Annotated in this window: 22 protein-coding genes; 18 read left to right on the top strand and 4 right to left on the bottom strand. The window is 46.9% G+C overall.

The genetic code is table 11. The features are described 5' to 3' along the window. Positions 1–12: 12 nt before the first annotated feature. Positions 13–990: a LacI family DNA-binding transcriptional regulator gene (locus tag ABH897_RS15160; RefSeq protein WP_404592344.1), complete on the bottom strand. Its 978-nt coding sequence runs from the start codon at positions 988–990 to the stop codon at positions 13–15. A gap of 154 nt (positions 991–1144) precedes the next feature. Here ABH897_RS15160 and ABH897_RS15155 point away from each other — a divergent pair, with 154 nt between their 5' ends. From ABH897_RS15155 to ABH897_RS15135, 5 genes are all read left to right on the top strand, one after another. Then, a complete protein-coding gene (locus ABH897_RS15155) occupies positions 1145–2608 on the top strand; it encodes a glycoside hydrolase family 1 protein (protein WP_283655858.1) in 1464 nt (487 codons plus the stop codon). A 17-nt stretch (positions 2609–2625) separates the two neighbouring features. Then, positions 2626–3480 carry a DMT family transporter gene (locus ABH897_RS15150; protein WP_404592342.1) on the top strand — a complete coding sequence of 285 codons (855 nt, stop codon included), beginning with the start codon at positions 2626–2628 and terminating at the stop codon, positions 3478–3480. 258 nt (positions 3481–3738) lie between these two features. After that, positions 3739–4581 carry a BglG family transcription antiterminator LicT gene (gene licT, locus ABH897_RS15145; protein ID WP_404592341.1) on the top strand — a complete coding sequence of 281 codons (843 nt, stop codon included), beginning with the start codon at positions 3739–3741 and terminating at the stop codon, positions 4579–4581. Between the two features lie 117 nt (positions 4582–4698). Continuing rightward, positions 4699–6588 (top strand): beta-glucoside-specific PTS transporter subunit IIABC, encoded by a 1890-nt coding sequence (locus tag ABH897_RS15140; protein ID WP_404592339.1) that lies wholly within the window; start codon positions 4699–4701, stop codon positions 6586–6588. Positions 6589–6607: 19 nt separating this feature from the next. Next, a complete protein-coding gene (locus ABH897_RS15135) occupies positions 6608–8038 on the top strand; it encodes a glycoside hydrolase family 1 protein (protein WP_283655862.1) in 1431 nt (476 codons plus the stop codon). Between the two features lie 82 nt (positions 8039–8120). On the opposite strand, the gene ABH897_RS15130 is transcribed toward ABH897_RS15135, so the two are convergent. Further along, positions 8121–8318, bottom strand: a complete 198-nt coding sequence (locus tag ABH897_RS15130; protein WP_283655863.1) for a hypothetical protein — start codon at positions 8316–8318, stop codon at positions 8121–8123. A 224-nt stretch (positions 8319–8542) separates the two neighbouring features. Further along, positions 8543–8950 (bottom strand): CHRD domain-containing protein, encoded by a 408-nt coding sequence (locus tag ABH897_RS15125; protein WP_404592338.1) that lies wholly within the window; start codon positions 8948–8950, stop codon positions 8543–8545. A 169-nt stretch (positions 8951–9119) separates the two neighbouring features. Here ABH897_RS15125 and ABH897_RS15120 point away from each other — a divergent pair, with 169 nt between their 5' ends. From ABH897_RS15120 to ABH897_RS15110, 3 genes are all read left to right on the top strand, one after another. Continuing rightward, positions 9120–9542 carry a hypothetical protein gene (locus tag ABH897_RS15120; protein WP_192512965.1) on the top strand — a complete coding sequence of 141 codons (423 nt, stop codon included), beginning with the start codon at positions 9120–9122 and terminating at the stop codon, positions 9540–9542. A gap of 305 nt (positions 9543–9847) precedes the next feature. Beyond that, on the top strand, positions 9848–11008 hold the full coding sequence (locus ABH897_RS15115) for a rhamnogalacturonan acetylesterase (RefSeq protein WP_283655865.1): 1161 nt from the start codon (positions 9848–9850) through the stop codon (positions 11006–11008). A gap of 143 nt (positions 11009–11151) precedes the next feature. After that, the gene (locus tag ABH897_RS15110) at positions 11152–11478 is read left to right on the top strand and encodes an MGMT family protein (RefSeq protein ID WP_283657868.1); all 327 of its coding nucleotides are present in this window, start codon (positions 11152–11154) and stop codon (positions 11476–11478) included. A 97-nt stretch (positions 11479–11575) separates the two neighbouring features. On the opposite strand, the gene ABH897_RS15105 is transcribed toward ABH897_RS15110, so the two are convergent. Next, positions 11576–11764, bottom strand: a complete 189-nt coding sequence (locus tag ABH897_RS15105; protein ID WP_283655866.1) for a hypothetical protein — start codon at positions 11762–11764, stop codon at positions 11576–11578. A gap of 319 nt (positions 11765–12083) precedes the next feature. On the opposite strand from ABH897_RS15105, the gene ABH897_RS15100 reads away from it, so the two are divergent. The 10 genes from ABH897_RS15100 to ABH897_RS15055 all read left to right on the top strand — a co-directional run bounded on the left by ABH897_RS15100 (position 12084) and on the right by ABH897_RS15055 (position 25087). Beyond that, positions 12084–13259 carry a TolC family protein gene (locus ABH897_RS15100; RefSeq protein ID WP_404519069.1) on the top strand — a complete coding sequence of 392 codons (1176 nt, stop codon included), beginning with the start codon at positions 12084–12086 and terminating at the stop codon, positions 13257–13259. 13 nt (positions 13260–13272) lie between these two features. Further along, positions 13273–14730, top strand: coding sequence for an efflux RND transporter periplasmic adaptor subunit (locus ABH897_RS15095; protein ID WP_283655868.1), 1458 nt, complete (start codon positions 13273–13275; stop codon positions 14728–14730). Between the two features lie 6 nt (positions 14731–14736). Then, positions 14737–15456 (top strand): ABC transporter ATP-binding protein, encoded by a 720-nt coding sequence (locus ABH897_RS15090; RefSeq protein WP_283655869.1) that lies wholly within the window; start codon positions 14737–14739, stop codon positions 15454–15456. Further along, positions 15453–16664, top strand: coding sequence for an ABC transporter permease (locus ABH897_RS15085; RefSeq protein ID WP_404592336.1), 1212 nt, complete (start codon positions 15453–15455; stop codon positions 16662–16664). The genes ABH897_RS15090 and ABH897_RS15085 overlap by 4 nt, the downstream gene beginning before the upstream one ends. 236 nt (positions 16665–16900) lie before the next feature. Further along, on the top strand, positions 16901–17521 hold the full coding sequence (locus ABH897_RS15080; RefSeq protein WP_014281403.1) for a helix-turn-helix transcriptional regulator: 621 nt from the start codon (positions 16901–16903) through the stop codon (positions 17519–17521). Between the two features lie 13 nt (positions 17522–17534). Next, positions 17535–18338 carry a pyruvate, water dikinase regulatory protein gene (locus ABH897_RS15075; protein WP_283655871.1) on the top strand — a complete coding sequence of 268 codons (804 nt, stop codon included), beginning with the start codon at positions 17535–17537 and terminating at the stop codon, positions 18336–18338. Between the two features lie 143 nt (positions 18339–18481). Continuing rightward, the gene (gene glpX, locus ABH897_RS15070) at positions 18482–19459 is read left to right on the top strand and encodes a class II fructose-bisphosphatase (protein ID WP_044649521.1); all 978 of its coding nucleotides are present in this window, start codon (positions 18482–18484) and stop codon (positions 19457–19459) included. 808 nt (positions 19460–20267) lie between these two features. Further along, positions 20268–21092: a thioesterase II family protein gene (locus tag ABH897_RS15065; protein ID WP_283655872.1), complete on the top strand. Its 825-nt coding sequence runs from the start codon at positions 20268–20270 to the stop codon at positions 21090–21092. 250 nt (positions 21093–21342) lie between these two features. Then, on the top strand, positions 21343–23247 hold the full coding sequence (locus ABH897_RS15060; RefSeq protein ID WP_283655873.1) for an ABC transporter ATP-binding protein: 1905 nt from the start codon (positions 21343–21345) through the stop codon (positions 23245–23247). Beyond that, a complete protein-coding gene (locus ABH897_RS15055; protein ID WP_283655874.1) occupies positions 23222–25087 on the top strand; it encodes an ABC transporter ATP-binding protein in 1866 nt (621 codons plus the stop codon). Before ABH897_RS15060 ends, ABH897_RS15055 begins: the two co-directional genes overlap by 26 nt. Positions 25088–25093 lie beyond the last annotated feature (6 nt).

Genomic DNA, 25093 nt, shown 5'->3' with positions numbered 1-25093 from the left:
TAATAGGGTGAGTTAGCAGGTAGACTGGCGAACCTTCAATTCAAAAGCAAGGGAGGCTGGCTCCAAAGGCTGCCCGTTCAATTGCTGATATAATGTACGGAACATTTCCTGTCCGATTCGCTGCAACGGGTTCGTAATATTGGTCAGTCCCATGGCGTCGGCTACCTGACTTTCGTCGGCTTCAAAGCCGACCACTGCCAAATCCTCTGGAACATTCCAGCCCTTACTGCGGGCGGCTGAGATAATACCGCATGCCACAAAATCATTGGTTGTCATGATGGCATGGGGACGTTCTCTTAATGACTCCAGCTTGGCGAACGCCCGCATTCCGTCCTGTACCGTATGGATACCGCTGAGCAACCATTCCTCATTCACTGGCAGCTTCCTTGCCGCGAGCAGGTCATAATAGGCCTGGAGTCTTCTTTGGCTGTTTACGCTGTTTTTTCTGCCTACGGTGCAGGCGATTTTTTCAAATCCCAGCTCGGCCAAATGCTCTAATCCAATCCGAAATCCTTCATAATGATCGAGATAAATGGATGAAATCTCTTTATTTTTTAATGGCTCACAGGTCACAATCGGCCCATATTGGGTATAACGCCTCACAGCAGACCAGTCCAGCATACGCCGTAAAATGACGAGTCCGTCCACTTTTTTCTGCCTCAATAGCTCTAACGCCGCGCTCTCCAAATCCCGCTTTTCCTCCGTCTGGTAGATGAGAACTTGATAATCCTGCTCTTTACCCGCATTGGATACTCCCTTGATGATTTGCATGTAATAATTATTAATCGTTGGGGTCATGATCCCGATAACCTTGGTACGGCCTACTTTCAACTGCACCGCATTAATATTCGGAATATAATCCAGTTCCCGAATGACTTCCATCACCCTGGTGCGCGTAGCTTCACTGACATAAGGATGATGATTAAGCACCCGAGACACGGTACTTGTCGATACCTCCGCAATTTCAGCAATTCTTTTTATATTATGCATGACTTTCAACTCCAAAAATTTAGTTCTTGACCTGGAATGCATCCCAGATTGTAGCATGAAAGCATAAAGCGTATGCAGCAATCCGGAATGCATTTGAGGGACATGGGTTCCGCATACTTCTTCACAAATTATAACCTACTTGGAGGAATGCAACATGGAACAGGCAAAAGGTTTTCCCAAGGACTTTCTATGGGGCGGGGCAGCCGCTGCCATGCAGATTGAAGGGGCTTACAACGTAGATGGAAGGGGGCTCTCGATTTCTGATGTATTTACCTTTGATCCAACACTCGACAAAAAGCATTGGCTGGATCAGTGGCATATGATGACCCATGCCCAAGTCAATGAAGCATTGGACCCAAACAGCACCAAAAATTATCCCAAACGTCGGGGAAATGATTTCTACCACCGTTATGAAGAAGATATTAATCTGCTGGCCGAGATGGGTTTTAAATGCTTCCGAACTTCCATTTCCTGGACACGTATTTTCCCGAATGGCGACGAGACAGAACCCAATGAGAAAGGGCTACAATTCTATGACAAGGTTTTTGATGCCCTGCTGGCCAAAGGAATTGAACCCGTCATCTCACTTACCCATTACGACATGCCTCTGTACCTTGTCACCGAGTATGGTGGCTGGAAAAACCGGAAACTGATTGAATTTTTCGTCCGTTTTGCCGAGACCGTATTTACCCGCTACAAGAATAAAGTGAAATACTGGATTACGTTTAACGAAATGAACTGTGTCAAACACCATCCGTTTGTTAGCGCCGGGATCATTGAAGAAAATCACCCGAATCTAGAGCAGGACAAGTATCAATCTGCCCATCACCAGTTTATAGCCAGCGCGCTGGCAGTCAAAGCCTGTCATGAGATTATACCAAACTCCCAGATTGGGTGCATGATCAGCTATCTGTTGCTTTATCCGAATACCTGCAATCCGGATGATGTGCTTGAATGCCAAAAGGAAGAACGAGTATCCTTCTTTTTCAGTGATGTACAAGCCAGAGGGTATTATCCGTCCTATACCGCACGCATGTTCAAGGAAAAAGGCGTTGTCCTGCATAAAGAACCCGGCGATGATGAAATCCTGCGCGATAATCTCGTGGACTTCGTATCCCTGAGCTACTATATGTCCAACAATGCCAGCGCCACTGCCGACCAGCATGCCAAAGCAAGCGGAAATCTAATTGGCGGCGTGAAAAATCCTTATCTGGAGCAGTCCGAATGGGGCTGGCAAATTGATCCTAAAGGATTACGTTATGCGCTGAACAACCTGTATGACCGCTACCAGAAGCCACTGTTCATCTCGGAAAACGGCGTGGGCGCGACAGATCAAATGAGTCCTGACGGTACGATTAACGATGATTACCGTATCGATTATCTGAAAAAACATATCGAGCAAATGAGGGAAGCGATTGAGGATGGAGTAGATCTGTTTGGCTATACCGCCTGGGGCCCAATCGACATGATCAGTGCTTCAACTTCACAGGCATCCAAGAGATACGGCTTTGTCTACGTCGATCAGGATGATCTGGGCAACGGAACACTGAACCGCTACAAGAAAAAAAGCTTTGACTGGTATAAAAAAGTGATTGAATCGGGCGGAGAAGTGCTCTAAACGGAGGCGTATGATGCATGAAAGGCTCGAGCCTGCTCTTATGCCTGATCTGGGGCTTTAATTTTGTCATTATGAAATTGGGAAACGGAGCCTTTGAACCTGTACAATTTGCCGCTTTTCGGTTTCTCACCGGCACGCTGCTCCTGTTCGGAATTCTCATTTGGAAACGGGTCCCCAATCCTGACAGGCACACGATGAAATGGTATATCATCTGCGGAATTCTCCAGACTACCTATTTTAATATTGCTATTCAGATATCCCTGAACTATATTAATGCTGGCTTAACTTCCGTGCTTACGTACAGCATGCCGCTGTTTTTATCCATGATGGCCCATTTTCTTATTCCGGGTGAGCGGCTCAATACACGCAGGACGATTGGGATTGCTACAGGGATGATGGGCCTGTTATTTGCTATGGACATTCATTTGGGCGGCAATTTGTGGGCTATGCTGCTTGGGGTGAGTTCAGCGATTGCTTGGGCACTTTCCAACCTGATTATCAAGCTCAAGCTCCAGCATTGCGATAAAACCCAGTTTACGACCTGGCAGATGGCGTTCGGTGCACTCGGACTGCTATTGTATTCCCTGTTGTTTGAGCGATGGGAGCCGCATTTTAGCGCTGCGTCGATCTTTTATATTTTATTTTCCGGTATTGTGGCGTCGGCTCTGGCATTCCTGCTGTGGACCCATATTCTCACCAGAATGGAAGCAAGTAAAGCTTCTGTTACGCTGTTGCTGGTTCCTATCATTGGTGTTGTATCCGGCTGGATCTTTCTTCACGAGGAGCTCAAAGCGGCTACCCTGTTTGGCATTTTTTTAGTACTGGCGGGCATCTGGATTGTGAATCGTTCAGGGACTCCGAAGCCGCAGTAAGCGAATGAAAGGCTTTTTTTAATAAAGGGTTGACAGTGAAAAAGAAACTCTATTATAATAAAGTCAAGAAAACGGTTACAAAAATGAATTTTATAATTTCAGGGTGTTACTATTTTAGGCATAACCTGAATGGAGTTCCGGTAAGTGGGCGATAACGTCTATTAAGCGGTGTTCTGTTCAGGTTTTTTAGTGTATTCACATTTTTTAACAGATTCTCTTTAAAAAATGGCCTTCCAGTAAATAAAAGCAGGTGGTCGCATGATTTTGAAGAAAGCGCTTAACAACAATGTCGTATTAGCAGAGGAAGAGGACGCCCAAGAGGTCATTGCGACAGGGAATGGAATCGCATTCAACCTGAAGCCGGGAGATACCATCGATGAGCGGAAAATCACGAAGCTGTTTGTAGTCAAAACTCAGGATCTATCCGCGAAGCTGGCGGATTTGCTGAAAGATGTGAAGATGGAATGTATTGAAATCGCGGATGAAATCGTGGAGTATGCCAGACCGAGATTGGCTGGAGACATTAGTGACTATATTTACCTAGCCCTGATCGACCATATTTCATTCGCCATCGAACGGCACGAACGGGGAACCCCGATTGAAAATCGGTTTCTATGGGAAATTAAGCGGTTTTATCGCGAAGAATTTGCGATCGGAAAACATGCGCTGGAGATGATCCGTAACAGGATCAACATCACGTTCGATGAGAATGAAGCCGGGTTTATTGCTCTGCATTTCGTCAACGCTCGCCTGGATAACCAGAAGCTTGACCTGACGCTAAAAACGTCAAAAGTCATCAAGGATATTATGGATATTGTAAAATACCACTTCAATGTCGAGATTGATGAAGATTCATGGAATTACAACCGATTTGTAACTCATCTTAAATTTTTTGCCCAGCGGCTTTTTGCCCATGAATCGGCAGACCCGCAGTACATGAATTTGTTCGAAGACCTGAAAATCAAATTTCCAGAAGAGCACAGATGTGTACAAAAAATAGGGGTGTATGTGAATAAGCAGTTTGAGCAGAAATTAACCAATGATGAAATGATGTATCTTATGATTCACATTTCCAGATTGGTCAACAGAACTGAAAACTAACAGGGTGTTACCATTCGTGGGCATTACCTGAGTGATTTCGATACTAAATTGCATTTTGGTATCGGTGATTACTCAGGTTTTTTTTATATCAACCAGAGAGCATTGGAGGCAGGCGTTATGAGCAAACATGATGAATTAGCGAAATTCATTGTAACAAATGTAGGCGGAGAGGAAAATATCCGTGATCTGTACCATTGTATGACCCGTCTGAGATTCACACTCAAGGACAAGCAAAAGGCCAACAAACAGGCTTTGGAAAATTCCGACGGGGTCATTTCCGTGATAGAGAGCGGGGGCCAATATCAGGTGGTCGTCGGCAATCATGTTAGCGAGGTCTATGATGCGATTGCGGGAAATTACAACCTTCAGGTAAAGAGCGGCAACAATGAGAAAGAGGATCATTCAAAAGAAGGTAATTTCATCAGTCGTGCTTTTACCGTCATGAGCTCTATCTTCCAGCCGATTGTACCTGCTTTGGCTGGTGCAGGGATGCTGAAAGCTATCCTGGTTATTCTTACACAGTTAGAGTGGCTGGACAGTGCCTCCAGTACCTATGCTATCCTTGCTGCCGCAGGTAACGGCGTGTTTTTCTTCCTGCCACTGATGTTAGCGTTTTCAGCTTCTAGAACGTTCAAGACCCAGCCTATCGTATCTGCCGCAATTATGGCCGCTTTGCTGGAGCCTAACTTCACCAAGCTGATGGAAAACACGGGGGATATTGCTTCCTTTACCCATATTCCCGTTGTCCTGATGAGTTATACGACATCCATTATTCCAGCGATTTTAGCCATTTGGCTGTATTCATACCTGGAACGATTTCTGAAGCGGGTAGTTCCGAAAAGCATTGAATTATTTATGGTCCCGCTCGTTTCCTTATTAATTATGGTTCCGCTTACCGCCATTGTGATCGGTCCGCTGGGAGTGTACACCGGTAAAGGTATTGCGGATGGTATTGAATTTTTGAGTACGCAAAGCGGCCTGTTGACCGGGGCCATTCTGGGTGGCGGCTGGACCTTCCTGGTGATGTTTGGTTTACACTGGGGGATTGCCCCTGCGATGATCAACAATCTTTCCCTCAAAGGGTTTGATACGATCCGACCCATGATGGCTTCCGCGACCTTCGCCCAATCCGGTGTCGCTCTTGGGGTCTTTCTGAAAGCCAAGGACAAAAAGCTGAAAGCTTACGCGCTGTCATCTATTTTCCCTTCACTGTTCGCTGGTATTACAGAGCCTATCGTTTATGGGTTGTCCGTGAAGCTGAAAAGACCGATGATTGCCGCCGTCATCGGGGGAACGATCGGAGGAGCCATTGCTGGGCATTTCCAGACGACCGTGCTTGCTTATGTGTTCCCGGCCATAACGACTATTCCGGCGTTCTTTACAAATACCATTGCTTTTTATTTAATCAGCATCACCATTTCATTCGTGGTTACTACTGTATTAACTTATATTCTGGGCTTCAATGAAGGTAACGGGGCAACGGTTGCGGAGACAGGAAAAACGGAATCAGAAAAATCCGAGCCTGCCTTACAGACTGAATCTGGACAAACCGTAGTCATCGAGAGTGTCTATGCTCCTATAAATGGCGTAATTGTTCCGTTAAGTGAAGTACCTGATCCGGCATTCTCTACAGAAGCGATGGGTCAAGGAATAGCCATTCTACCGAGTGAAGGAAAGGTATATTCACCAGTGTCCGGGGTTGTCTCGCTCGTATTCCGAACCGGCCATGCGGTAGCCATCACCTCCGACAACCATCTGGACTTGTTAATTCATGTGGGACTCGATACGGTTAAGCTGAAAGGCAATTATTTCACAAAGCATGTGGAGCAAGGGCAACGGATTGAACGGGGTGATTTACTGCTTGAATTTGATATTCCGAAAATCCAGGCAGCCGGTTATGACCTGACCACTCCGATTATTGTTACCAACAGTACTGCTTACCAAAAGGTCACCCAAACACAGCAAAAATCTGTAGATTTGCAAAGTGTTTTGCTCACAATACATTAAATAAAGGAGGAAATAAGTCATGACAGAACAAATAGCCAAAAGTTTTCCTGAGAATTTTCTGTGGGGTGGTGCTATAGCGGCGAATCAGGCCGAAGGGGCATGGAACGAGGACGGTAAAGGACCAGCGATCAGTGATGCATTCCGGGGAGGAATTGTAGGCGGAACGTTTGATGATACGATTGATGAGAACAAGTATTATGCCAGCCATGAAGCGATTGATTTTTACCATCGTTACAAAGAAGATATCGCCCTGTTTGCGGAGATGGGCATGAAATGCTTTCGGACTTCCATTGCATGGTCCCGAATTTTCCCGAATGGGGATGATGCCGAGCCGAATGAAAAAGGGCTGCAATTTTACGATGATCTGTTTGATGAACTATTGAAGTATGGAATTGAGCCGGTCATCACTATTTCTCACTTTGAGCTGCCCCTGAATCTGATTCGCAAATACGAAGGCTGGAAAAGCCGCGAGCTGATTGGATTCTACGTAAAGTATGCGGAAGTTGTCTTCAAACGTTATAAAAACAAAGTGAAATATTGGATGAACTTCAACGAGATCAACCATTTTCACACGATTCCTTTGGCGGCAGGAGGCATTGTTGTCCAAGACGATGAGCACAAGCTTCCGACGATTTATCAGGCCAGTCACCATGTTTTTGTTGCCAGCGCTCTGGCTACTAAACTGTGTCATGAAATTATCCCGGGTGCGATGATGGGCGCTATGTTATCCCTGAGTCCGATCTATCCGAATACCTGCAATCCGGACGATGTGTTTGACGCCTATGAGCTGAGAAGAAGATCTTTATTTTATTCCGATGTACTCCTTAGAGGCTATTATCCAAGCTATGCCAAACGGATCTGGAAAGAGCATAACATCGTGATTCAAATGGAGCCCGGAGATGAACAATTACTGCGAGAGCATACGGCTGATTATTTGGGCTTTAGCTATTATCGAAGTACGACGCATAAAGCAGGTATGCCCATTCTGGGCAATACAGGGGGAATTATGGGACTCGACAATCCCTATTTGGAAAAAACGCCATGGGGATGGCCGATTGACCCGAAAGGCTTTCGCTATGTGTGTAATGAAATGTACGACCGTTACCAGAAGCCTCTATTTGTTGTAGAGAACGGCTACGGCAGTCATGATGAAATTCTGGAAGACGGTTCAATTCATGATCCCGAGCGAGTAGACTATCTGAACAAACATCTGATCCAGCTCCATGAAGCTATTGAAGATGGCTGCGAAGTGCTTGGCTATACCTGGTGGGGCCCAATCGACATTGTCAGCGCGGGAACAGGAGAGATGAAAAAAAGATACGGCTTCATCTATGTGGACAAAAACAACGATGGTTCAGGTACGCTGGAAAGAAGAAAAAAGAACAGCTTCTACTGGTACCAAAAGATTATCGAATCCAACGGGGAAGCATTGTTCGATTCCCAAAAATAAAGGGATACAATCCTTAATTCCATAAAAGTCAGGAACGAACCGGCCAAAGATACGATCTATGGCTGGTTCGTTTGTATATGGACTAGCGAGAATGATAGAGAGGGAAGCGAGTTTCAAAATCCGTCTGTCTGCGGCTGCTTCTAACCGAAATACTGCCATCGTGCAGTTCGGTAATGTAAGAGGTGGCATGTACCATGATGACGGCTAGAATCGCCATGGCTCTAACCAACTGCAACTCGGGAATTCTTTCTTTGGATGTCGGGCTTATAAGGGGCTTCATAAGCTTCATTTCCTTTGGGGTGTGAACTGTCTCTCTATTAAAAAATAAAGTTCTTAACAACCCGGAAGGCAAGGACTTAAGAAACGCTTATGAACTTCTTAACTTTTATTAAGAATTGATGGGGAATAGAAAAAAGAACTTTCAATCCACATGAAAGGTGCATGTAAGCACTTCAAGGTGGCTATGAAAGTTCTTTTTCATATTTAATTTTCTTCATACGGTGGTTACTTGCAACGTCTGGTCTGTCCGCGAATGGCTCCATCTGGATGCCGGACGGTATGAACATTAACATAAGCATTGCCTTCTCTGAGCTGGCAAACTAAGTCATAAATGGTTCTGCCTCTGAGTGGACCGACGAGGTCACATGCACGCAGCACACCGCTGACAACGCCTCTTTTGACCGTGATTCCGAATTTGGAAGGGCCGAACAGGACAGCTACGACCGGACCATTTTCACCCTTGCGTCCCAGATGAATATCCGCTCTGGTTACTCGCGAAATGTTGCGCAGGATAAGCTCGAATTTTAATTGCCGACGTTCCTTATGGTAATGAAACTCCGCATTTCCCGTGGCATTTGTTCTGACAGGAGGTACTTCATGACTCCCCCTTAAAGTGGCTTTAAACGTAGACATTACATCGCTCCTTTTCCCATTGTTGGTTTAGTGTATTCATGGGGCCAGGGAAAGGGCTGTACATTCGCCTATAAAGAGAAAGTTGTGTGTTTAGCAAGTTATTTAGTCCAAGCATATAAGTCATCTTTTCATAGACTATGAGTATCTGGTAGAGAAAGGGGGAAAAAACATGGGAACATTTATAGATGGAAGAACATCTCAAAATGCCTCATTTGCAAACTCTATTGCCATTCCGATCACCGTTTTGAATACGCCGCAATTGTTTGGGCAGATCGGATTAAACACACTGGGAATTACAGGCACGCCGCGGGTTCTGCTTAAAGGTACTCTGTCGGTTCAACTGCCACTGGCTTTAGTAGGAATTACGATCACTATTGTAAGAGGTACCTTGCCAACCGATCCACTTGTTTACTCGGCAACGTCTACGTTTAGCCTGAGTATAACGGCTCCTCAGGTCATCGCGTTCTCGGCAGATGACTTTAACCCGCCGATTACGCCACAGTTGGTGTACACCGCTTTTGTTTCTTCAAACCTGCTGGGTACGATACGGGTAGGTCCAGAGAGCTTCGACGGTATTTTGGTTGGAGATTGATGTAAGGATATAAATGAATTGAATTTCAAAAAGGTTCCTTTTGTACGAAGGCCCTGCAGGTGAATATGTGCGGGGCTTATTCACATTGGGATATTTACATAATATACCCATTTATTCTATAATGTTTAAGAGTGCGATTGATTTGAAAGGGAGTGATCAGATGAATAAGCAGGCCTTCGCCTGCATAGGAATCAAATGGGTACAAACCTGTATCCATGAGGTAAAGGAACGAAATTATTGTATGCGCTTACAAAAAAATCGAAACGTCCTTAGGGTATTCTACATTTTGAAGGAGGAATGATGATATGAAGTGGATGAAAGGAATGACCAGTATGCTTTTGGTCGCTTTATTATGTAGTACGCCGGGCTTGAATGGGACAACACCTGCGTATGGAGCGGCTGGTGATTACAAATTTGATTTTGGCGCGGGTCCAGTGGAATCAGGCTATACCGGGGTGAGTGCATCCCTGCGATACGATGCGACGCGCGGTTACGGATTTCGTACACCCGAGAACGTACGTAATGTGGGAGCAACGGGTACTGGCGTCGCTAGTGATGCGGTACGGTTTCTGACTACCGGTACGAAAAGCGAGAATACATTTGATGTGGATCTTGCCCCAGGGGTATATGAGGTGTCGGTCACGTTAGGGAATACGACCCGAGCGAGCGTTGCCGCCGAGGGAGTGTATCAGGTCATCAATATGACGGGGGACGGAGCAAAGGACCGTTTTCAAATTCCCGTGACGGACGGACAATTGAATTTGCTGATTACAGAAGGTAAAGAGGGAACCTCTTTTGCAATAAGTGCATTGGAAATCAGGCGATTGTCTAATAACCCCGTTACGAATCGGACGATTTACATCGGCGGCGATTCTACTGTCTGCAATTACTATCCACTGGATAGCAGCGTGCAGGCCGGATGGGGTCAGCTATTGCCGCAATTCGTAAACACCAATACATTCCAGATCCGTAACATGGCCTCAGGGGGGCAAATTGCAAGGGGCTTCCATCAGGACGGTCAGCTAGAGGCTATCATCAAATACATTAAGCCAGGGGATTATTTCATTCTCCAGTTGGGCATTAATGACACCAACCCGAAGCATAACGAAAGCGAAGCGGAGTTTAAGGACTGGATGCGGGATATGATCCGGCAGGTCAAGGCCAAAGGGGCAATCGTAATCCTTTCAACACCGCAGGGGCGAGCCACTGATTTTAACGCGAATCATGTACACACCGCTGAAAATAGATGGTATAGAGGCTCTATTTTAGCGCTGGCTCAAGAGGAACAAACGCCTTTGGTCGATCTGAACGTCCTTAGCTCAGCTTATTTTACTTCCATTGGCCCACAAGCCACACTTGCCCTGTATATGAACGGTGACACGCTGCATCCGAATTATGCGGGAGCAAAGGAACTGGCACGTCTAGTAGCAAAGGATTTAAAAAGGCAGGGTCTAAGCGGATTCTAGCCTTCGCCAACTGAAGACTGTGGGTGCTATAATGATAGAAAAACAGCACGAGAGCCGGAATGGTTTTGTTGTCTGGTGTCAGCATTGTATTGAGACGTGAAGACCACAGTTTACGGCTAGGGGAAAGGAGATCCGACGATAACATGCAGCCTTTTACAGCTCGTGTATTAAAAATAATCCAGCTCATCCCTGAGGGAAAAATCATGACCTACGGACAAATTGCAGCGGAAGCAGGGAGTCCGAGAGGGGCGCGTCAGGTGGTGCGTATTTTGCATACGCTTAGCAGCAAGCATCGCTTGCCCTGGCACAGGGTTGTAAATCGATTGGGGGAAATCGCGCTACAGGACGATGAAGGAGCTTCTTTACAAAGGCTGCTTTTGGAAGCGGAAGGTATACAGTTTATGGAGAACGGACGAATTTCACTGGAAAAATACTTGCATGATTCTCAAGCAATGATAGAAGACGAATAGATAGAAACAACCTAAAAATGCCGATCACGTACGCATGCAAGCGACGTTGATCGGCTTTTTAGGTTAGAAGTGAGATACATCTCTATTAAAATCATCCCTAGCTGATCAGATGTTGCTGATTCCGTTGGGCAAGGTGGAAAGAAATACTGTTTATAAGCGGTAAATCGTTATTTTTCCGGGCTTCCCGGATCAGTTGCTTCTTTTGCTGTTCGGATTCACGTAAAAATCGGGTCATCCACAAATCAGACGGTTCGTTCGTAGTTGTCATGCGAGATTCTTTTATCATCTATTAACCCTCCCAGTGAGCGGCTGTTATTCTTTCTCTAGTATATGCTCCTAACCTTAATAGATACTGTTGGTTTCCTTAAAATTAGCTGAAATTTAGGTAAATTTCAGGTAAAAACAGATTCGTTTTATATCTGATTTGCAAGAGAACAGCTTGTATTGACAATGTTGAAATAAAGGTTACAAAAATGTATTGGTTTAACACCTTGTACCACCATTCACCTGAAAGTACAATTAGGTGGCGGATAGACTGTGGAAATTTATGTCGAAATCTATGGAAATAATTCGAAAGATTACACCGAAAGGGGAGAGATTCACCTATGAAGTATAAAGCGGCTGCGACGCTGCTCGTATTGACGATGTCGTCAGGCTTGATTTCCACCGTTCAGGCTGACAGTGCAGCAGGAAGCACAACAGGAAATACGTCAGCAAGTATATCAGGAACCTCGTCTGCTGCGGTTACATCGAAGACCGCCTCCATAACGGGTCAGGCTTTACCTCCATTAACGCTCAAGCAGGCAGCGGAATGGGCACAAACGAATAGCTACAACACGCGTACTGCCGAGCGGGACGTGGAGCGTCGAAGAATGGAACTGAAAAATGCTGAAAAGGATCTGGGCAATGCATTCGTCGATTTTATAGATGGTGAATATGTTGGTGATGAGTCATCCTGGAGAAATTATAACTCTTCGACGTTATCCTATCTAGCCAGCAAAAAGCAGGCGCAGTTCGCCAAGGATCAGATTTATTTTAATGTGATGAAAAGCTACCAAAGCGTATTCGTGGCAGAGAATCAGGTGAAAAATGATCTGGAAGCGCTTGAAATTGCTCAAGCGGAGGAAAAGATTGCACTCGCCAAATTTGCGCGCGGCAAGCTGTCTGAGTATGCGAAAAACGAGAGTACACAGGCCAGAAGCCAGGCGGAGCAGACGATCGAGCAGGGGAAAATTGCGCTGCAAAAATCGCGTGACGCTCTGAATTTTCTGATGGGCCAGCCTAATGGAACAGCCTATGAAATGGTGGATCGACCAGTGTACAAGGAACCGAAGAAGCTGGATATCGAAATACATATACAACAGCTGATGGATATGAATCCGAACTTGTGGAAGCTGGAGGATAGCATCAAGACTTCGGAACTCAATGTGAGATATTTCGATTTTAACAGCGGTGCAGGTGCTTACGATCTAGCCAAAATGGACGTGGATACAGCCAAGGAGGAGCTGGACAAGGGAGAAAAGGATTTTGCCGAATCGCTCCGCAATTTATATGCCACGGTCAAGGAAAACCAAAAAAAATACGTTCAGCTGGAAGAAAGTCTGCGCACGGCAAAAGAGGGGCTGGAGCTGTCCCGCAAAAAGTGGGCCAGAGGCTTAATTATCGAGCTGGAGCTGAAAAATAGCCAGTTGAAGGTGAACCAGATTGAACGGCAAATGGAAGAGCTGGCGATTGAGCTGAGCCAGAATGAATACACGTTGAGCAAGCCATGGAGCACATAGGGAGGAAACGAAGTTGGCAGAAACGGTTTTAAACGACGCCTTATTAAAGTTACGAAGAAAACGGAGAAAAAAGTGGATCTGGACCATGGTTGTGCTGCTGGTAATAGGCGGGGGTGGAACAGCAGTATATTTGAAGCTTCCCAAAGAGCAGGCTGTACCATTGGTTCAGGACGAGACGCTTAAAGTGGAACGCGGGGATGTGAGCGAGAAGCTGGATACGTCTGGTACCGTGCAGGCTTCCAAGGAAGTAAAGCTGAATTTCACAAGTGCAGGCGAAAATAAGCTGGCGGCGCTAAACGTAAAGGCCGGAGACAAGGTGAAAAAAGGACAAGTCCTGGCTCTTCTGGACAGTTCTGAAATTAAGATGCAAATCCAGAGCGCATCCGATAATTTGGAAATATCCAAATCCAAGCTGGCTGAATTGGAGAAGGGGCCGAAGGTGGAGGATATTGAAATTCAGAAGACGAACGTGCTTCGGGCTAAAATGGCTGTCGATACAGCGCAGGAATCATTTGAGCTGGAAGAAGCGGAAAGTCAGAAGAAGGCTTCCAAAAAGCAGTTGGAGCAGGCGCGAAAGGCATATGAAGATCAAAAGTTTTTACATGATGCCGGAGCGGTGTCCAACAGTGAAATGGAGCAGGCAGAGCAAGCGCTGGATAAGGCGCAGACAGATTATGACGGTCTGGATTTACAATTCCGCAAAATCATGTCGCAAAAGCGTCATGCTATCGCAGAGGCTGAAATCGGCTATCGATCGGCTATGGCTGAGCTTCGCAAAACGGAGGTTCCAGCCGATGCCTCCAATATCCAATCCGCACGGATTGAGGTTAGAAGGCTGGCCACCGAGCTGGAGCAGAAAAAAAATGACCTGAACAAGCTTCAGGTCACGGCACCGTGGGATGGAGTCATTTTAAAGGTGAATGGGGATGTCGGAACCAGTCCAACGGCACCTTTTATCGTCATGAATAACTCGGACTCCAACAATCTCAAGATTAGCGCAAAAATCAGTCAGAACGATATTGTAAAGGTGAAAAAAGGACTTTCAGCAGTGTTATCCACCAATGCTTACCCGGGTGAGTCGTTCCCGGGCAAGGTGCAATTCGTCTCACCGGAAGCATCCACAGATGAAGGCATGACGACCTATCTGATGGAGCTGTCCGTTCATGACCCGAAAGGCAAGCTGAAAACCGGTATGATTATGAATGTGTCTGTTATTTTGGGAGTACACAAAAATGTGCTGTTTGTGCCAGCGATTGCGCTGAGATCCGAAGGCGGACAGGACGGCGTCTATCTTGCTTCCAATCCGGCAAATCCAGGGGCGCGCACGTTCAAGCCCGTAGAGCTCGGATTTTACACGCCAGATCGGGTTGAACTCAAGTCAGGTGTGAAGGAGGGCGATACGATTGTTATGCCTGCTCCTGAAGCACCGCCAGACCCTTCCAATATGGGTGGCATGCAAGGAGGCTTTTAAACGGGGATGAGACATGTCATTCAAATTGAGGATATGAAAAAGGTGTACCAGGTTGGGGATCAGGAAATTCATGCCCTGCGTGATGTGCAACTCAACATTGCTGACGGTGATTTTGTGGCAATCATGGGCCCGTCTGGATCAGGCAAGTCCACGATGATGAATGTCATCGGCTGTCTGGATCTGCCTACCTCGGGACAATTTTATTTGGACGGTTATTCCATACTGGAAGCTCGTGAGGATGAGCTGGCTATTATCCGTAATCAGAAAATCGGATTTGTATTTCAAAAATTCCATTTGCTTCCGCGGGCCACAGCTTTGGAGAACGTAGAGCTGCCGATGATTTATGCAGGCGTACCAGCCAAGGAGCGGCGCTTGCGGGCCATTGAGGCGCTGACCAGTGTGGGGCTGGGCGATCGGATGAACAACAAGCCGAATGAGCTGTCAGGCGGTCAGCAGCAACGGGTATCCATAGCGCGCGCACTTGTGAACAATCCGGTGATTCTCTTGGCGGATGAGCCGACAGGCGCACTGGACTCCAAAACGAGCGTTGAAATTATGGAGATTTTCCAACGCCTGAACGATCAGGGTAAAACGGTTGTGCTCGTTACGCATGATCAGGAAATTGCGGAATACGCCAAGCGTCTGATTCATTTTCGCGATGGACGGATTGAAGAGGATCAGCCTGTTGGGAACCGAAGAATGGCGGCAGAGGAAGTGAAGGCATGAAATTTCGGGAAATTATCCGGGTATCGCTCAACAGTTTGCGAACCAATATGCTGCGATCCTTGCTGACCATGCTGGGTATTATTATTGGAGTGGCTGCTGTAATCGCGATTGTTGCCATTGGTAAAGGCTCTACGGCCACGATTACGTCGCAGATTAACAGTATGGGGAATAATTTGCTCATGATTTATCCTTATGCCCCATATGATGGGTCCAGCTCCATGTCGTTCAATCAGACGAAAGGAATATCTCTGGAGGATATCGCTGCGCTAGAGCAGCAAAAAGCCGTAGCCGAGGTAGCTCCAAGTGCCATGACCAATGCGGATATTACGTGGAGCCGCAATAAGGTCAGCGGGCAGATTGAGGGGACTTCGCTGGCTTTCATCCATGTGAGAAAGCTGTCACTCGCTCAGGGCAGGTCTTTTACCCACTATGAAGTGGAAAAGAGACTGAATGTCGTGGTACTAGGGAGCGATGCAGCCCGTAATATTTTTGGTCCGGATGCCTCCAAGGCGGTGGGGGAAACGATCATGATCAAGCAGCTTCCTTTTAAGGTGGTCGGGGTACTGACGAATTCCAATTCCAATATGAGTAACAGCGGGCAGCAGGTATATGTGCCGATTACAACAGGGATGGAACGGCTGGGGAATATGAGCATTCAGCAGGTGAATGCTTCTGCAACAACGGAGGAGAAGATTGACCAGGCGAGTGCTGAAATCCGACAGGTGCTGCGTGCCCGGCATGAGCTGAAGCCATCAGAGGGCGATGATTTTCAGATCATGACCCAGACGGAGATCCTAAAAACGGTCTCAGGTGTAGACAAGGTTATGAATATGCTGTTGCTCGGCGTTGCTGCGATTGCGCTCGGTGTTGGGGGCATTGGCATCATGAATATTATGCTGGTATCCGTCACGGAACGGACGAGGGAGATCGGGATTCGCAAGGCGATTGGTGCGCAGCGCAGTGACATTATGCTGCAATTTCTGGCCGAGGCTATTTTTCTTAGTCTGATGGGCGGACTGGTTGGCGTTATGGCGGGTCTTGGGGGCGCGAAGCTGCTGGAGAAATTTGTCCATATGCCGATTGTGTATACGATGGAACCGGTGCTGTACTCTTTTCTTTGCTGCATGGGGGTTGGTGTACTGTTTGGAGTGTACCCGGCGCGAAAGGCGTCCAAGCTGCGTCCGATCGATGCTTTAAGATACGAATAAAGGAGCGGATACTTCGTCTTACTCGAAAGAGCAGGGTGTGAAGTATCCGCTTTTTTGGTGTGGTATAAGTGCTTTAAACGATAAAAAACCATCAATAACCGCTTTAATTTTATATATGTGATGTTTTATATGCTTTTATAGGTTGATTTATAATTATATATGACGTATTATATTCAATATCAGATAGCAAGGAAAAAAAAGGAGGGGCGTTCATCATCGACCTTACGGCAAGACAAGTGGAAATTTTAAACATCGTACAAAAGCATGCCCCGATTACCGGTGATCAGATTGCGGAAATGCTCAATCTCAGCAAGGCGACCATTCGGACTGACCTATCCAAGCTGGGCATTCTGAATTATATAGATGCGAAGCCCAAGGTTGGTTATTTTGTCGGAAAACGGGGCACGCCGAACCGGGAGGAAAAATTCCGGCTCATGCAAATGAAGGTCGGCGATCTTCACGGGGTTCCAGTCATCGTACGTGAAACAACAACGATTCAGGAAGCTGTGGTTGCTCTTTTTCTGGAGAACGTGAGTAACCTGATCGTTACCGATGAGGAGGGGAATCTGGCAGGAGTAGCTTCCCGCAAGGATCTGCTCAAGGTTACGTTAGGCAATCCGAATGCGGCGACCATCCCTGTCAGTCTCGTCATGACTCGTCAGGCAAATGTCGTCACCGTTTCCCCGGAAGACACTGTATTGGAGGCAGCGCGCAAAATCATTGCCCGTCAAATCGACAGTCTGCCTGTCGTCGTCCCTTCCAACTCCGACAAACCAGGGGAACACTGGAAAGTCGTGGGACGCATTACGAAAACAAATATTATCAAAATGTTGCTCGATATGGTAGCAGAGGATTAATGGGAGGAATCGAATGGTTCAGGCGCGCAGTCATTTTATAGCGATCTGTTCAGACTCGATTGGCGAGACGGCGGAAGCCGTCGTTCAGGCGACCATGCGCCAATTTGAGCTACCGGACACAGAGATCAAGAGATTTATGAATGTAAGAGATGAAGACGAACTGAGCCGGGTGATGGAAGAGGTGGCTGAGCGTAAAGGTTTTGTAGCCTATACGCTGGTACAGCCGGAATTGAGAGAAGCGATGAAAGAGGAGGCTGTCCGGCTGAATGTGCGGGCTGTCGATATCATGGGCCCGATGATGCAGGCGTTTGCTGACACGTTCCATGATGATCCCAAGGAAAAACCCGGCTTGCTGCATCGGATGGACGATAATTATTTTCGTCGTGTGGAAGCCATGGATTTTGCGGTTCAATATGATGATGGCAAAGATGTGAGCGCCATTCTCAAAGCAGATATTGTACTGCTAGGCGTATCTCGTATTTCCAAAACTCCTTTGTCGATGTTTCTGGCGCATAAAGGTTATAAAACAGTCAACATTCCCGTTGTACCGGAGCTGACACCGCCTGCACAGTTGCAGGATGTACAGCATGGTCGGGTGTTTGGGTTAACGATCCAGCCGGAGTTGCTGCTAAAAATACGTAGTGAGCGACTCAAGGTGATGGGACTGCCTAACAATGTGCAATATGCTACATCGAAGCGGGTGGAGGAAGAGATTGCGTATGCGCAATCCCTGTTTACGAAGTTAGGTTGCCCGATCATTGATGTCACCGATAAAGCGATTGAAGAAACAGCGGGTTTGATTATCAGGATGTTATAGAAGCGTAGCTGCTCAATAGATAATAGTTGCTGTAGGATACAGGAGTGTTATAGATAAATAGATAAAAAAGGCAGCATAGCTGCTCTAAAAATAATGATTTGCCATAGGATAACAATTATATATAGGAGAGGTGGAGGGAAGGTATGGAGAGTCAACTGGCATTGGAATTCGTTCGGGTTACAGAGGCGGCAGCGCTGCAATCAGCGCAATGGACAGGACGTGGAGATAAGAACAGCGCGGACGAGGCGGCTACGGTAGCCATCCGGACTCATTTTAACGCGGTATCTATGGACGGTACGGTCGTCATTGGCGAAGGAGAAATGGATGAGGCTCCCATGCTGTATATCGGGGAAAGAGTAGGCAATCGCAGAGGGCCGGCCATAGACATCGCCGTCGACCCGCTGGAGGGAACCGAAACGGTGGCGAACGGATTGAACAACGCCCTATCGGTCATTGCTGCTGCCCCCCGCGGAGGTCTGCTCCATGCTCCGGATATGTATATGCAAAAAATGGCCGTAGGCCCGGCACTGGCTGGAAAGCTATCGCTGGATGATCCGATTCCGGCTACCCTGTCAAAGGCCGCACGGATACTGGGTAAATCCTTGTCCGAACTTACCGTGTCCATTCTGGATCGTACACGTCACGCCGGAATTATCAAGCTTCTGCGGGAGAGCGGCGTTCGGATCAAGCTGCTTGGGCATGGAGACGTAATGGGTGCAATTGAAACATGCCTGGATAGCGGTGTTGATCTGCATATCGGCTCCGGTGGAGCGCCTGAAGGTGTGTTGGCTGCTGCGGCGCTGAAATGCATGGGTGGAGAGATTCAAGGTCGTCTGTTGCCTCATGGTGAAGAAGAGATCGAACGGTGCAAACGTATGGGCATTGCTGATCCGGGGGCTTTATTGTCAATGGATGATATGGTCGGACGCCAAGGCGTGATGTTTGTGGCTACGGGTGTGACACCTGGCGAGTGGTTGCAGGGGGTTCGTTCTCTCCCTGGTCATAGAGCGGAAACCCATTCGGTCGTGATGCACTCGGAAACAAAAACGATTCGCTTCGTGCGTAGTATTCACCACACAACAGACGCTTCCGGTACGCTCGCTGCAGCCGCATCCTCTTAAGTCTTCACAGCTACATCAAAGACCAAGTCATAATAAGCTTGAAAACAGCAAGTCTCTTACCACATAGAGACTTGCTGTTTGGTGTTTCAGGTTCGTTTGTCGATTGCAGAAGGGCCAGAACCAAAGATATAAATTCCTGAAAATTGACACTTTTGAAGGAAGATAAAAACGTTTCTATAAAGGTTTGAAAAGAAAATTCTTAGCTCTAGGGGAGAAAAATTCAATCTGAACTAAAATTTTTTGACAGAGAGTCGAAAAAAAATCTGCGAAAATTGGTTCTATAGAACTACAAAATGGCATGATCTATTAAAAAATTAAAGAGTTATTAATTTTGGTTGATCTGAGCTTGATGAAATTTGATTCCATAAAATAGGAGGTCGAAGGCTGTTGCGGAAAAAGGCGGAAATTGTCGGATGATATCAGGACGAATTTGTTACATTTATGTTAATGGCATGTAAAGGTAAAATTGTTGTAGTACAAAGCTTTCTAGCTTTATTGCAAATCATAATAATTTGATTTTACAAAATTCATGAAAATCTGAAAACTCGTTTTGAATCCAATTAATAGATCATGATCAGCAGGAAATTAATGCATAAAGTGAAATTGTTGCTTTTAAAGACTGGGAATAGATAGCATAATATGGATTTTGTTTTATTTTTATGAACTCTATCAATTTAGATCTTTTGTCCCATGTCAAGCGGTTTTAAAGTTTGTATATTTAAAAATAGTTAGAAAGTGTTGGAAGAAAAAAAGAGATATAAGGATTTAATGTAAAATTCTGAACTGTGTAGAGGATGGAGGAATTCATATGACGACTCGGTCACAATCTTGGTTTGCGAGAACCGCGGTTCATCCGGCTGAGAAGCTCCAGCTATTTTGCTTCCCTTATGCTGGTGGCGGTGCTTCCATATTCAGTTCCTGGAAGTCTAGACTTGCGCCTGATATTACTGTGTTGCCTGTACAGCTTCCAGGACGTGAAAGCCGTTCCACAGAAGCCCCAATGGATACCATTCAGGACATCGTGCACTCGCTGCTTCCTGCTATGGCTCCATACGTACATAAGCCGTTTGCTTTCTTTGGACACAGTATGGGAGCATTGATTGCTTTTGAAACAGCACGGCAATTGTATAGCAAAACCGGAAAACTGCCTGTCCATATCATCGTATCCGGTAAATCCGCACCACATCGTCCGTATTCAAAAAAACAACTCCATGATTTAGCAGATCAACCTTTCACCGAAGAGCTTCGTTTGATGCAGGGAACACCCGAAGAAGTACTGCAAAATGCAGATTTAATGCAAATTATTATGCCTCGTCTGCGCGCGGATTTTAAGGTGTGCGAAACGTATGTTTATCAGCAGGGAGGCCCCTTGGCCTGTCCGATGACTATTTTGGGCGGCATGAAGGATCATGAGGTGAGCACTGATTCACTTCATGCCTGGCAGCAGCACACCACATCGCCCATTGATGTGCGAATGTTCGAAGGAAATCACTTTTTCATTCATGAACAAGAGCAAGAAGTTATAAGCACAGTCGTGAATATTTTGTCCGCATCTTCAGCCCTGAACCACGCTGCTGCAGCTCATACATCTTACAGCACCAATACCCTACAACCACGATTCAGGCAGAGTTAAAAGTCCCACACATCATGATACACCACGATACACAAACATGATTAACATCTCGGCAACCACTCGACAATCAACCCACCACCATGATGCAATGCCCAGCATAATTCAAGAATGATTTCATTCCATGTAAATACTCATACATCCAGAGCCAGAGTTTATCTCACCATGTCCATTGCAACTTCAGGATTTTGCAAAATCCTCACTAAAAAAGTTCGCACTGCGAAAGTGTGAGCAACGAAAAAGAGGGATGTCCTTGTTTCGATCAAATTCTGCTTTTCGAAGACTCGCGCGTTATGTAAGACCGTACAATCTATGGGTTTTCATAACGGTGATCGCCTCCTTATGTTTGGCAGCCATAGACATTATTTTGGGTAAGGCCATCGAGCAAATGGTTGCGGGGACCTTCTCCTCCACCCAGAACATGATCTATTTAGTTGTTGGTATGACGCTAGTTGGAATGCCCTGTAAGTTTGTGATGAGGTACGCTTCGGCGCGATTTAGCGTTAGCGCACTGCGCGATTTGAGAGGCGACCTCGTACATAAGTTTTGCGATTTACCAGTTTCCAGAGTGGAGAGGAAGTTTACTGGAGATTTGGTATCCCGGCTTACGAACAATACGGCGATGCTACAGAATTTTTTTATTGAGCAGTTTGCCAATCTGTTTTATTTACCGCTTGTGTTTACGGCATCACTAGTGTTGCTTTTAATGACAAGCTGGAAGCTGGTCTTGGCCAGTCTTGCGCTTTTGCCTGTAGGTATGATCATAACAACACTGATGAGCAGGCCGATTGAAAAATATTCCGAGCAGCTTCAGGAGAAAATGGCTCATTTGAACGCGGTCGGACAGGATGCAATTGGAGGAATTCCTATCGTCAAGGCATTCAATATGCAGGCTGTGCTGTTGAAGAAGTATATGGTGATGATGGAGGAGGTCGTCAGACGCGGCTTGGGGCTGGAAAAGCGCTATGCGTCTATTACTCCGGTAGGTGTGATGATGCTGGCAACACCAATTATTTTGGTGATTGCGTACGGAGGATACCTGATTCAACAAGGAGAGCTGAATGCTGGAGGCATCGTTCTATTTTTATATCTGATTTCGTTCATATTGCAGCCTGTTTCCATGCTGCCGATGATCATCACGCAAATGAAGGAAGCGGGGGGAGCGGCCAAGCATTTGTTTGAGGTATTGGATTGGCGGGATGAACGTCAAGGTGGTGAAATCACCTCAGTCGATGAGAATCGAGGGGGTGAGGGCCTGCATTTTGAGGACGATGCAGACAGGAAAGCCGACCAAGCCAGTAATGCTAGTAAAAGCGAGCCAGACAGAGCAGAAGGCGACGATGACGCTGCTGTGGTCAGGCTTGACCATTTGACCTTTGGCTACGATGAAGGGAACACCGTGCTCAGGGATATCAGCTTCCAGGTAGGACAAGGAGAAACGGTAGCGATTGTCGGCGGCAGCGGTGGCGGCAAAAGCACGATTTTTAAGCTGCTTTGCGGATTTAATGAACCGGGTGAGCATGCTGGAACTGTTCAACTATTTGGAAAGAGTTTGACAGATTGGAATTTAACAAGCCTGCGCAGCCATATTTCGATGGTATCTCAGGAGCCGTCGCTTTTTCCGGCCACGATTGCAGAAAATATCGGATATGGACGTCTGGAGGCGACCCGTGAAGAAATTGTCGAGGCGGCGAAAGCGGCGCATGCACATGATTTTATTGTTCAGCTTCCCGAGGGCTATGAAACCCTTTTGAGCGAGCGGGGAGGCGGATTGTCTGGTGGACAAAAGCAGCGTATTTCCATCGCAAGAGCATTGTTGAAAAATGCTCCGCTGCTTCTACTGGATGAGCCAACTTCAGCGCTCGATAGCCAGTCGGAGGCTCAGGTACAGATCGCGATGAATGCGGCAATGCATAATCGGACGGTATTGGTGATTGCTCATCGACTGTCAACCGTGCGTCAGGCGAACCGGATTATTGTGCTTGATCAGGGGAGCGTGGTGGAATCGGGCACGCATGAGGAATTACTGGGTCGCAACGGTGAATATCGAAAGCTGTATTTGCAAAATTTCGAAGAAGAACCGCATACGATGGAAAACGGCAATCCGATAACAGAGGAAAGGAGTGAGAAACGTGACCTTCAAGCAGGGGTTTTATGAGTTTAAGCAGTTGATGTCCCTGATGAAGCCGCACCGAAAATGGTATTTTATCGGGTTGATTGGCAACAGTCTGACCAATGCGAGCGTCACGATTTTACTTTCCTTTGTGGTGCATTATTTGCTGAATTTTGCGGTTGATGGGAAAGTGGAGGGGCTTTACCAAGCGATTTATTTGGTCAGCGGTACATTTTTGGCACTAAGTCTTATTGCTCCGCTGTGCAGCTACATGTACAAGCGGTGTGTGAAACTGGCGATTGCCAATGTAAGGGTGAGACTATTCGGGCATATCGTCAAGCTATCCTATGAAAAGGTCGAAAAACGCCATTCTGGTGATCTTGTATCCCGCATGACGAACGATGTAAAGACGTTGGAGCAGGCTTACACCGTTCATATTCGCTCGATTATACTTGAAGTTTCGCTTTTCTTTGGTTCGCTGGTCATTATGCTGGCGCTGGATTGGCGGTTTGGGGTTATGGCGGTTTTACTTGGACTGGCTTCAGCTTGGGTAAATTCTCATTTCGCGAAGAAGATGCGACAGACGAGTGAGGAATTACAGGGACGGATGAGCGGATTCACAGAACGATTGAGTGATCTGCTTTCTGGTTTGCAGACAGTGAAGCTGTTTGGATTGCGGACCAAGGTAGGCGGACTTTGTAACGATACAAGCGAGGACATAAACAGCATTAGCATCCAGCAGGGACGTCATATGGGCTTGCAGGATATGTATAATTTTGTAATTGAATTTATTACGCTGGGTGGTGTGCTTGTCACCGGACTGATTCTGGTTTCACAGAAGCAGATGGAGCTGGGAGTCCTGGGACAGATTGTGCAACTGCAAGGCGGCATTTCCGCGGTGTTCTTGCAGCTGGGGGCGGCTGTATCGCTATTGCAAAACTCCTTGGCTGGCTTGGCACGTATCCGCGAAATTCTGGATGAGTCGAAGGAAGAGGAGCATTTTCCAGCGTTGAAACAGGAGGGACCGCAGGCTGGGCTGATCGGTCCGGAGGCGGCAGCTTTATCAGCTCGTGAGCCTGAGGGATCTCATAGTGATGTCGAAACTGCGAGCTCAGGCCACGCCATGGAACAAGTTTCGGCTGCGCTGGAGCTGCATGACATCACCTTCGGTTATCAACCGGACCGTCCAACGCTGCGAAGGCTGAACCTGATCGTGCCGGAAGGGCAGGTCACCGCGCTCGTCGGCCCAAGTGGTGGTGGAAAAAGCACAGTCATGAAGCTATTGCTAGGCTTTTATCCACCGGATGAGGGTGTGCTGCGGGTCCGTGGTCGCTCGGCAGGAGAGCTTCGGTTAGATGAGGTCAGGGATTTGATGGCCTATGTACCACAGGAGGCTACGTTGTTCCACGGTACAGTAGCGGATAATATCCGCTTTGGCTCACCGGATGCCACGGATGAGGAAGTTGAGGCTGCGGCCAAAACAGCCTATGCGAGCGGCTTTATAGCCGAGCTGCCAGAGGGCTACGACACCATTGTCGGTGAACGCGGAGCCAATTTGTCCGGTGGTCAAAGACAGCGGCTCGCGATTGCCCGCGCTTTGCTCAAAAATGCACCGATTTTGCTGCTGGATGAAGCGACCTCGGCGCTGGATTCAGAATCGGAATATGAAGTCCAGCAGGGCTTAAATGAGCTGATGAAGGATCGTACGACATTAGTCATTGCCCACCGATTGTCTACGATTGAGCGGGCGGATACAATCTGTGTTCTTGCCGATGGCGAGCTGAAGGAACAGGGTACCCATGACCAGCTCCTTGCCAAGGACGGTCATTACGCGAAGCTGTATGAGCTTCAGTTTCGAAAGCATCCCGAGGAACAAACCGCATAAATATGC

Source organism: Paenibacillus sp. RC73 (genome assembly GCF_044908085.1).
Taxonomy (GTDB): domain Bacteria; phylum Bacillota; class Bacilli; order Paenibacillales; family Paenibacillaceae; genus Paenibacillus; species Paenibacillus terrae_A.
This window is presented reverse-complemented; position numbering and strand designations above follow the sequence as displayed.